This is a genomic window from Phycisphaerae bacterium (assembly GCA_012729815.1).
Classification (GTDB): Bacteria; Planctomycetota; Phycisphaerae; order JAAYCJ01; family JAAYCJ01; genus JAAYCJ01.
Map to the genome: position 1 here is coordinate 1 of JAAYCJ010000099.1, position 9,768 is coordinate 9,768.

The 9,768-nt window shown below is 64.0% G+C and carries 7 protein-coding genes; 4 read left to right on the forward strand and 3 right to left on the reverse strand.

What is annotated here, in order from left to right; translation table 11 throughout:
• A partial coding sequence (locus GXY33_07300; GenBank protein ID NLX04933.1) for a hypothetical protein occupies positions 1-1,977 on the forward strand: 1,977 nt, incomplete at its 5' end.
• Positions 1,978-2,059: 82 nt separating this feature from the next.
• Here GXY33_07300 and GXY33_07305 read toward each other — a convergent pair.
• Together GXY33_07305 and GXY33_07310 are read right to left on the reverse strand one after the other, a co-directional pair.
• Positions 2,060-2,509, reverse strand: coding sequence for a hypothetical protein (locus GXY33_07305; GenBank protein ID NLX04934.1), 450 nt, complete (start codon positions 2,507-2,509; stop codon positions 2,060-2,062).
• Between the two features lie 72 nt (positions 2,510-2,581).
• The gene (locus GXY33_07310) at positions 2,582-3,070 is read right to left on the reverse strand and encodes a hypothetical protein (protein ID NLX04935.1); all 489 of its coding nucleotides are present in this window, start codon (positions 3,068-3,070) and stop codon (positions 2,582-2,584) included.
• A gap of 346 nt (positions 3,071-3,416) precedes the next feature.
• Between GXY33_07310 and GXY33_07315 the strand changes: the two genes are divergently transcribed.
• From GXY33_07315 to GXY33_07325, 3 genes are all read left to right on the forward strand, one after another.
• Positions 3,417-3,860 (forward strand): hypothetical protein, encoded by a 444-nt coding sequence (locus GXY33_07315; GenBank protein ID NLX04936.1) that lies wholly within the window; start codon positions 3,417-3,419, stop codon positions 3,858-3,860.
• 452 nt (positions 3,861-4,312) lie between these two features.
• Positions 4,313-7,975: a PAS domain S-box protein gene (locus tag GXY33_07320; GenBank protein ID NLX04937.1), complete on the forward strand. Its 3,663-nt coding sequence runs from the start codon at positions 4,313-4,315 to the stop codon at positions 7,973-7,975.
• A gap of 27 nt (positions 7,976-8,002) precedes the next feature.
• A complete protein-coding gene (locus GXY33_07325; protein ID NLX04938.1) occupies positions 8,003-8,998 on the forward strand; it encodes a diguanylate cyclase in 996 nt (331 codons plus the stop codon).
• On the opposite strand, the gene GXY33_07330 is transcribed toward GXY33_07325, so the two are convergent.
• The coding region (locus GXY33_07330; GenBank protein NLX04939.1) for a mandelate racemase/muconate lactonizing enzyme family protein at positions 8,981-9,768 on the reverse strand (788 nt) is incomplete at its 5' end. The two genes, GXY33_07325 and GXY33_07330, sit on opposite strands and share 18 nt — an antisense overlap.

Genomic DNA, 9,768 nt, shown 5'->3' on the forward strand with positions numbered 1-9,768 from the left:
CACCGCTGTGCCTGCACGCTGACCGGATCGGCGGAGAAATCCTTCTCCCTCCTGGCCACGATCACCTCGCCGATGGATCGCGACCCGATCGCCGAGGCGAAATGCCACCTGAACGCCGCCGGGGCCGCGGGCGTCGAGAAGCTCTTTGCTCCTCACGCCGAGGCGTGGAAGGCCTTCTGGCTGCGCTCGTTGATGGATACCGGCCGACCGTACCTTGATCAACTCTGGCACCTGATCATGTACTACCTGAACTCCTGTCAGGGCGGCCGCTATCCCGGCCGGTTCATCGACGGTCTGTGGACTACCAGAGGCGATTTCCAGGCGTGGGGGTTCTTTTTCCATTGGAACCAGCAGCAACTCTATTGGCCGCTGAACGCTGCGGGGCACCACGAGCTGGTTCGTGCCTATCTCGACTGGCGATTCACTGGCCTGCCTCACGCCCAGCACGACGCAGCCGAGATATTTCATGCCCCGCCCGGAGCCGCCGTCGTCTCCGACGTGGTCGACCGCTGCGGGATCAACTCCAAACTCGAACTGGGGAACCACACGCCCGGCGCTCAGATCGCCCTGGAGTTCTGGCGGCAGTACCGATACACCGGCGACGTCGAATTCCTCCGCCGTTTCGCCATTCCCTACATGGTCGGCGCGTGCATCTTTTTCGAGAAGCTCTTTGAGAAGGACGAAAACGGCGTCTACCACGCCGCCAAGGGCACCGGCTACGAGGGCGGCACCGAGCTGCGCGACTGCGTGACCGAACTGGCCTGCGCCAAGGCCCTCTATCGGGCCACTCTTGAAGCCCTTGATATTGCCGGGGTCAGCCACGAGCGCAGCACAATCTGGCGGGACATCCTCGACCACATGGCGCCGTTCATGGTCGTCGAGGCCGACCCGCGCGCCATCGATCCGAAGACGCGCGAAATCAAGCGAGGACGATTCAAGGGCCGGACCGCCCGCAACAACCTGATGTTCGCCGCGGGGTATGGCCTGAAGCGCCAGGAGATCCTCACCTCACTGGTTCCTTACGATGAGCCCGAGGAATACCAGGTCGGCGAAGCCTACGCGGTGCCGCACATTCACCATCGGCCGGCGTACCGGATCAACTCGTTCCTGAACAAACTCGCAGCGGGCCTCAACCCGTACGTTCCCGACGCTCCGGAGATGAGCGGCCACGAGACCATCTTCCCGTACGTCGAGTATGCCGCGGTGTTCCCCTGCAACGTGCTGGGCCTGGCTGACCGCGACAGCCAGCTCTTCGAAGCCGCCGTCAATACGGTCAAACTCTACGCGACCATGAGCATCACCTGGGACCCCATGCCCATCGTCATGGCACGGCTCGGGCTCGGCGAGGAACTGGCCGACTGGCTGAGCGACTTCGGCGATTATTCCGCCATGTACCACAACGGCATGTTCTCCGACGGTCCCGCTGAGAACACCGGGCCGGACTCGCCGCTGGTTCTGCGCTCCAACCGCGTCTGGGATCGAGAGACGAAGGACCGGTCATTCCCGCTGCCCAGCAAGCCGTTCCGCCACTTCGCCTTTGAGGTCACAGGTGTCATGACCTGTGCGATGAACGAGTCCCTGATGCAGAGCCACGACGAGATTATTCGCGTAGCGCCCGCCGTCACCGCCGACCATACCGCCCGCTTCACGCTCCATGCGGTCGGCGGGTTCGTCGTCTCCGGCGAGATTGAAGGCGGCCAACCGAAGTGGATCGCGATCGAGAGTCTTCGCGGCGGCGACGGCCGGATCGAAAATCCCTGGCCCGCCGCGTTCCTCTACCGCGACGGCCGGTTTGACCGCTCGTGCGAAGACCGCGTCATCGAATTCGCGTCCGAACCCGGCGAACGGATCATGCTGACGCCGGACAGGAAGGTGATGGACCAATGGCGTGTCGAATGTCTATCTCCCCCAGAGGCCTCCGAACCGACGCACAGCAAGCGCGGAGTCCGCATTATCGGCCAGCCCCGAATGTTCTGAAAAAGCACGAGACGTGTGATCCCCATCCAGAGATCAGCGGCTATGAAACAGTGGGTCCTGCGGACGGCGACCGGATGATCGCCTACTGCTCCGCCTTCGGTTCCGGTGGCGGGTTTTCTCCTTCGGCCCGGCGATAGCCGAGCTTCTTGACCACCTCGAGCACCTCCGTCCAGGTCGGGAACGGCCTATTGTTGACCCGCTTGTACTCCTCGATGGCTTGGAGGAAATGCCACTGCTCGTCGGTCATCTCGCCTTCTTCAGCGGCCCGGCGGTCTTCGGAACGGCGGATGCCCGGCCCGCGCCGTTCGTACATGTCGGGCACGTCGGCCCGCCGGTCGCCGCCGCTGCGCCGATCGCCGCCTCCGCGACGGTCAGCCGCGGCGCGACGGTCGAGTCCGGTGCGGCGATCGACCACGGACTGACGCCGGTCTCCTTGCCGCCGCTCGGCCCCTTCGGGCACGTTCGCGCTTTGAGGCGACTGGGGCTCCTGCGGCTGCCCCGACTCCTGAGGATTCTTCTCGGTTTCTGTCATCGTACTGCGTTGCCTGTTACCCAAGTTGCCCGTTCCGTCGCCGATCAAGGGTCAACCCGCTGGCCGACCCTCCTAAAACTCCTCGTCGTCCTCGTAAAAGAGATCCTCGTCCTCGTCTTCCTCTTCGACCTCTTCTTCCTCTTCCTCCTCTTCGAGGAAGTCCTCATCGTCCTCTTCGTCGTCGAGGTCTTCGTCGAACTCGTCGTCGTCCTCAAGTTCCTCGAATTCCTCGATCTCTTCCTCTTCCTCCTCTTCTTCCTCGAACTCCTCTCCGTCGTCCAACGCGTTCAACTCGATCATTCCGACGATCTGGGACGCCTGCTCAAGGCGGCACTCCGGCACCAAAACCGGCACGCCGTCCAAACCCTTCAGATCGCCGGCCAGCCGCTCCGACTCGAGCATCGCCGGAATCTCATGGGCCTCCAGGTCCGACTTGAGGTGTTCCGAATCCTCGTAACGCGCCGGAATGGCCACGGGAACGAAGTCGCTTTCCTCGAGATCGCCGGTCCGCAGCTCCGGGACGCAGACGACCGCCGACTTGACGATTTTTTCCGCTCGCATGACTTTTCTCCTACTCACCAGCACAGCCTCGGCGGGAATTTCCCTAGTGCTCCTGCCGGAATATTATACGCGATCGAAGACAAAAACGTGAACCCGTCCCTGGGACTCCCCAATACGCGGTGGCTCAACCGATCTTCCAGTCCTGCCAACCCCGTCCACACCGGGTTCGACCAGCAGCTACTCGATAGCTGTGCGAAACTCTAATACCCTGCCCAACTCAGGTCAAGCGCAAATTCCCCCTTCCCAGTACTGATTTTGAGGTAAATCTTGCGTCGGACAAACCCGCCGATTATACTCCCGAACGCCCAGCCGACCGCCGCCGCAAACCAGGGAGGTCCATCACCTTTTGACACGCGTTGCGAGGGAGAATTCGGCAGCCGCCGTCCAGTCGCTGCGGGTGAGATTGGATCGGATGACCGAGGCGGTGGAACGCCGCCGCTGGCCGCGCCGGCTGCTGCATCTCGAGACCGTCCTTGCCTGCCTCACCGGCGGCACGATTATCCGGACCTCCACCGCCAATATCAGCGACGGCGGTTTCCACCTGCTGCTCGAACAGAGACCAAGCTTGGCCTGCGGCGATGCCGTGACCTTCCAGTTCTTCCAGACAGAAAACGGATCATCGCCGACCCGAGCCGTTCTGGCTGGCAGGGCCCACCTGGTTCACCAGGAGTTGCTGCTGGGCACCGGGCGTTGGCGGTTCGGGTTGGGCTTCGAATTCGACCGCCCGCAGACGCTGAGCTTTGCCGCCCAGCTTCCACATCCCTTCCCGCACCATTTGCGGCTGGCGTAGACCGGTCGTCTCCGCAGACCTTTGGGCGCTTCCGGGATCTGAGATTATCGGACACGATGACGCTGCGCCCCACGGGCCGGTGCGACGGTGGCAAGACCACCCACATCGCCGGACGGAGTGCGACGGGGCGAACCTGCGTCCGGTTCCGTCCTACCAACGGATATTGACTGATACTATAGCAGCAGGACTTTGGCTGGCCGTTTGCTCGCTTCTACTCCTGCAATCGTGATGAAATGCGGGCATCCTCAGACCTGTGTACGGAGTGTGCCAGCCGTGGCCGCACCGCCCGGTAAATCCACCCCCGCCTTCCGTGAGCCGATGAACGTATTGCCGGAGAGCGGATGCCCGTATCCGCCTCCCAGGCCGATCGGCGGCAGACGCCCTGGTCGCCGACGGCACAGCCTTGCTTACGACATCGATGGGTAGGGAGTGTTTCTCACGTGCTCCGCAATATGTCACTGCGAGCCCGAACGGTGCTGTACTTCGTTCTGGCGGTCTCGTTCCTGGCGGTCTTCATCGAGATCACGCTGTGGCAGACCCTCTACGGTTATTTCTCCAAGGCGGAGGCCGCGATCGTTCATGATCATGACGTGGCCCTGGCCGGTCACGTCGGCCATCTGCTCGGAGGCGGCCGCGCCTGGCAGGTCGGACCCCTGCTGGACGAGGTGCTGGCCCGCAGCCGCCACTCCGCATTCCTGATGGTCGTCGATCGCGGCAGGGTGGTGGCCCAGAGTTTCTCTCCACGGATCGATGAAGACCGACGCCGCCTGATCCGCGACTCGGTCCCCCGGTTTGACGACGCCGCGTGCGCCGACCTGGCGGCGGTGTGTTCCTGCGCCGCCACGCCGATCGGCGATCTGGAAGATGTGTGGCTGATCCACGGCGTGGACCGCGGACTGGGCGATGGCCTCCGGCAGGTCCTGCGCCAGTTGACCGCGTGGTGGGCGATCAGTCTGTGTCTGGGGTACCTGGTCAGCCTGTACCTGGCCAACCGCCTGACCGGACAGGTCTACGAATTGGCCGGACGCCTGCGGGACTCGGAGCGGAATTATCGGGCCATCTTCAAGGATGCGCCGATCCCCAGTTGGATCGTCTCGTCCGATGGGGCGATCCTCGAAACCAACCACGCAATCTGCCGGTTGTTCCGCTGTGAACCCGCCTGGCTGGTCCAGAGTCACCTGGCCGACGTCATCTCGCTCGGTCCGGGCCGTCACGACGCCCAGACCAAGCCGATCGTGACGGAACTCCTGACCAAGGCCCAAACCGACGGTCAGACCTTTGATGAATTCTGGTTCCGCCGCCCCGACGGACACCAGTTCCTCGCCGAAATGCACCTGCGCACCGTGCTGATCCAGGACCGCCTATGCGTCCAGGGCGCGCTGCGGGACGTGACGGTCCAGCGGGAACTGGAAGGCCGCTACCGGGCCTCCGAAAAACGCTACAGCGACCTGATCGATTCGATGGCGGACATCGTCTGGGAGATGGATCAGGAAGGACGTTACACCTACATCTCCGGCCGCTACGAGCAGATCCTGGGCTACCACATCGAGGAGATGCTGGGCCAGACCCCCTTTGACTTCATGCCCGCCGAGGACGCCGAGGCCGCCTCCACCGAATTCCTCCAGTACGTTCGTCTCAAGTCCTCGTTCTTCGACCTGCTCAGCCGCACCCGCCGCAAGGACGGGACCGTCATGTGCCTGCTCCGAAACGGCGTCCCCATCCTGGACGAGAACGGCCAGCTTCTGGGCTACCGCGGCGTCGATCGCGACGTGACCAGCCGCGTCGAAGCCGAGCAGGCCCTCTTGCTGGCCATGTCCGAGACCGAATCCGCCAAGCAGCAGGCCGAGGCCAGGGAGCGGTTCATCCACGCCGTGCTCGAGGCGGCCGCCACCGCCATCTTCGTGGTCGACCGCGACGGACGGATCGTCTCCGTCAACGACAGCTTCACCGCCATCACCGGCTACACGCGAGAGGAAGCCGTCGGCTCAAGCTGCGCCATCCTGCGGTCCTCCCAATGCAAGACCTGCTGGCTCTCGTGCGGCGTCGAGCCGATCCCGGTGTTCCGACGCCAGTGCCAGCTCCACACCAGGGACGGCCGCGAACTGGTCGTGGTCAAAAACGTGGTCCCCACCACCAGCGAGTCCGGCGAGGAAATGGCGGTCGAGTCCTTCGTCGATATCACCGATTCGGTCCAGGCCCGTCGCGCCGCCGAGTACGAAGCCCTCAAGCTGCGCACCATGATCGAGGGGATGGAGCAGGGAATCGTCATGATCGACGAGACCGGGTCCGTCCGCGAGGTCAACCGCTACTACCTGAAGCTCTTCGACGTCCAGGCCGAACGAATCGTCGGATGCCGGGTCGGCGAGGTCGAGTCCCTCCGCACGATCCCCAGCCTCGAAGTCATGCTCCGCATGTTCAAGGCGGGCGATCCCAATCCGGTCGTCATGCAGCAGCAGATCGGCGACGCCCACTTCACCTTCCACATCCATCCGATCAACAAGAGCGGCAAATACTGCGGCTGCATCATCAGCCTCATCGACATCACCGACCTGGTGGTCGCCCGCGAAGAGGCCCTGGCCGCCAGCAAGGCCAAGAGCGAATTCCTGGCCAACATGTCGCACGAAATCCGCACGCCCATGAACGGCATCATCGGCATGTCGCAGCTCCTGCGCAACACCAGCCTGGACGACGAGCAGCGGGACTACGTCGGCACGATCATCGCCAGCGGCAGGAACCTGCTCGAACTGATCAACGACATTCTCGATATCTCCAAGATCGAAGCCGGCCGCATGGATCTGAACCCCGAGCGGTTCAACCTGGCCGACATGCTCCACTCCGTGACCGAGCTGTTCGCCCCGCGCGCCGCGGAAAAGGGACTCTCGCTGTCCAGCCAAATCGACGAGGGCGTTCCGCGCGAACTGGTGGGCGACCACTTCCGCCTCAAACAGGTCTTGACCAACCTCTGCGGCAACGCGGTCAAATTCACCCAGGAGGGCCGCGTCGAACTCGCCGTCGTCCTCGAGGGCCGCCGGTCCGACCGGGCGACCCTGCGCTTCAGCGTGCGGGACACCGGAATCGGCATCCCGCCCGACAAGCAGCAGACCATCTTCGAGAAATTCATCCAGGCCGACGGCTCCACCACCCGCCGCTACGGCGGCACCGGCCTGGGCCTGGCGATCAGCCGGCACCTCGTCGAACTGATGGGCGGACGCTTCAGCGTCGACTCCGTGCCCGGCCGGGGCAGCACGTTCTCCTTCACCGCCGTCTTCCTGCCGGTGGACGGGGCGGCTGATCTGCCAGCCGATGAGAACCCGGAGGCCGATGAGAATGCCCCGAGCTCCGGCGGACACATCCTGCTGGCCGAGGACAACCCGATCAACCGAAAGCTCGCCACGATCATCCTGACCAAGGCCGGCTACCGCGTCGACGGCGTGGCCAACGGCCGGGAAGCCCTGGCCGCCCTCGAATGCCAAACCTACGACCTGGTTCTCATGGACGTCCAGATGCCCGAAATGGACGGCCTGGAGGCCACCGCGGCGATCCGAAACTCCGGCCGCCCCTGGGCCGCGATGCCCGTCCTGGCCATGACCGCCCACGCCATGCAGGGCGATCGCGAAAAGTGCATCGGATCCGGCATGGACGACTATCTGACCAAACCCATTCAGCCGACTCTGTTGCTCAAGACGGTACGGCATTGGATCGAAAACAAGAATTCAACTGCAAAGGAGACCGTGATGAATGGACATCAGGACCGCACCGCACCCTCCCCTCTGAACCTGACCGCGGCACTGGAACGATGCGCGGGCGACCACGATTTCCTCCGCGAGGTGCTCGACGAGTTCCTGAGCCTCAGCGGCGATCAGGTCGGCGCCATCGCCGAGGCGGTCCAGAGCGCCGATCCGGACACCGTCACCAAGCAGGCCCACAGCATCAAGGGCGCCGCGGCCAACCTCGGGGCCGAGCAGGTCGCCGGCACCGCCCTCGAACTGGAACTTCTGGGTCGCGAGGCCCAACTGGACAACGCGGCGCAGATTGTAGAAAAACTGCGGAGGCAAATCGAAGAATTGCAGCAATTTGTGGCGGAAGGCCTGGTATCCGGAACCGACGCCGGCTAGACCTCCGCATTCCGGGGTGAAATGGATATGAGCAATCAAGACCAGAACCAGATCAAGATCCTGATCGCCGACGACGATCCGATTTCCAGGAAGTTCCTCCAGAAGCTCCTGGCCGAGAAGGTCGACGCCGATCTGCTGATCGCCTGCGACGGGGCTGAGGCGTGGGATATGATCCAGCGCCAGTTCGCCCACATCGTGATCGCCGACTGGATGATGCCCGGCATGGACGGCATCGAGCTGTGCCGCAAGCTTCGCGAAGCCTCCTTCTCCCGCTACGTCTACATCGTCCTGCTGACCGCGCGCGACGATCAGAAGGACGTGCTTGAGGGGCTCAACGCCGGGGCCGACGACTACGTGCGCAAACCCTTCGATCCGCACGAACTGAGGCTCCGAATCAACGCCGGCCTGCGCATCGTCCGTCTCGAAGAGGAACTGGCCCGCAAGAACGAGCAGCTTCAGCGACTGAATCTGCGACTCGAGGAGATGGCCCGCGTCGATCCGCTGATGCAGATCGGCAACCGCAACAGCTTCTACGAGTCCATCGAACGCCACCACAACCTGGCCCTGCGATACGGCCAGCGCTACGGCCTGCTGATGTGCGACGTGGACCACTTCAAACTCTACAACGACACCCAGGGCCACCAGGCGGGCGATAAGGTGCTCCGCGAGGTCGCCAAGGCGATCAAGCTCAACATCCGGCCCTCCGACGAGGTCTTCCGCTACGGCGGCGAGGAGATCGTCGTGGTGCTGCCCGAACAGGGAATTGAAGGGGCCTTCTCCATCGCCCAGCGTATCTGCCAGGCCGTCCGCGCCCTGAACATCCTGCATCCCAAGGGCGTCGATCACATGGTGACGGTCAGCATCGGCGCCGCGACATGCGAGGCCGGTTCGCGCTGCCGCGATTGGAAGGACGTTCTGGAAGACGCCGACCGCGCCCTGTACCGGGCCAAGGGCGAGGGCCGCGACCGCGTCTGCCGGCTGAACGATCCTGGAGCCGTTTCCGCGTCAGTACCCCAATCCTGACCGCGGAAGATCGCCCGGACGCACCCGGCCCGCGCGGACCGCAAAGAGCCCCGGATGGCGATCCTGGACCTCACGGCACGCGTCCGGCAGGTACTGCCGCGCGTTGTACTCAAAGCCCATCATCGGCCGGCACCGCCCGGTCAGCGAAGCCGAGTGCACCAGCGCCAGTCCCGGATTCGTCAGGTCCTGCACGCTGTAGCTCCGGCCCTGCTGCGACGCCAGGGCGATGTACATCAGGCAGTTGGTCTGCCCCTTGCACGTCTTGAGGGCCACGCCCGACCAGCCCAGTGTGAAGGCCAGCCGCAGCATCTCGATGTCCAGCACGCTCTCGTCCACCACCACCGGCTTGATCCTCGCCAGCTCGTGCATGTCGAACCGATGGGCGTACAGGTCTCGCTCCGTCGGCTGTTCCAGATACAGCAAATCATCGAACGCCGTCCGCGATCGCTCCTGAAGCTTGCGGCAATACTCGATCACGTACTCCGGCGAGGCGCAGATCTCATTGAAATCCACCGACAGGCATGGAGCGTCGCTCTGTCCGATCGCCCCCAGCGTCTGACGGGCCACGCGGTCCACCTCAACCGTCCGCTGCGAGTCCCACTCCGCGTCCGTGCCGCGAAGCTTGATCTTCAGGCAGAACACCCCGTCCCGGCGGATCCACTGGTCCAGCGAGACCGGCAGCCCGTCCCGCGGGTCGCCCGGCCCGACCTCGTCCTCGGTCAGCTTGTCCACGCCGCCCACCAGGTGGAAGACCGGCAGCGTCTCGGCGA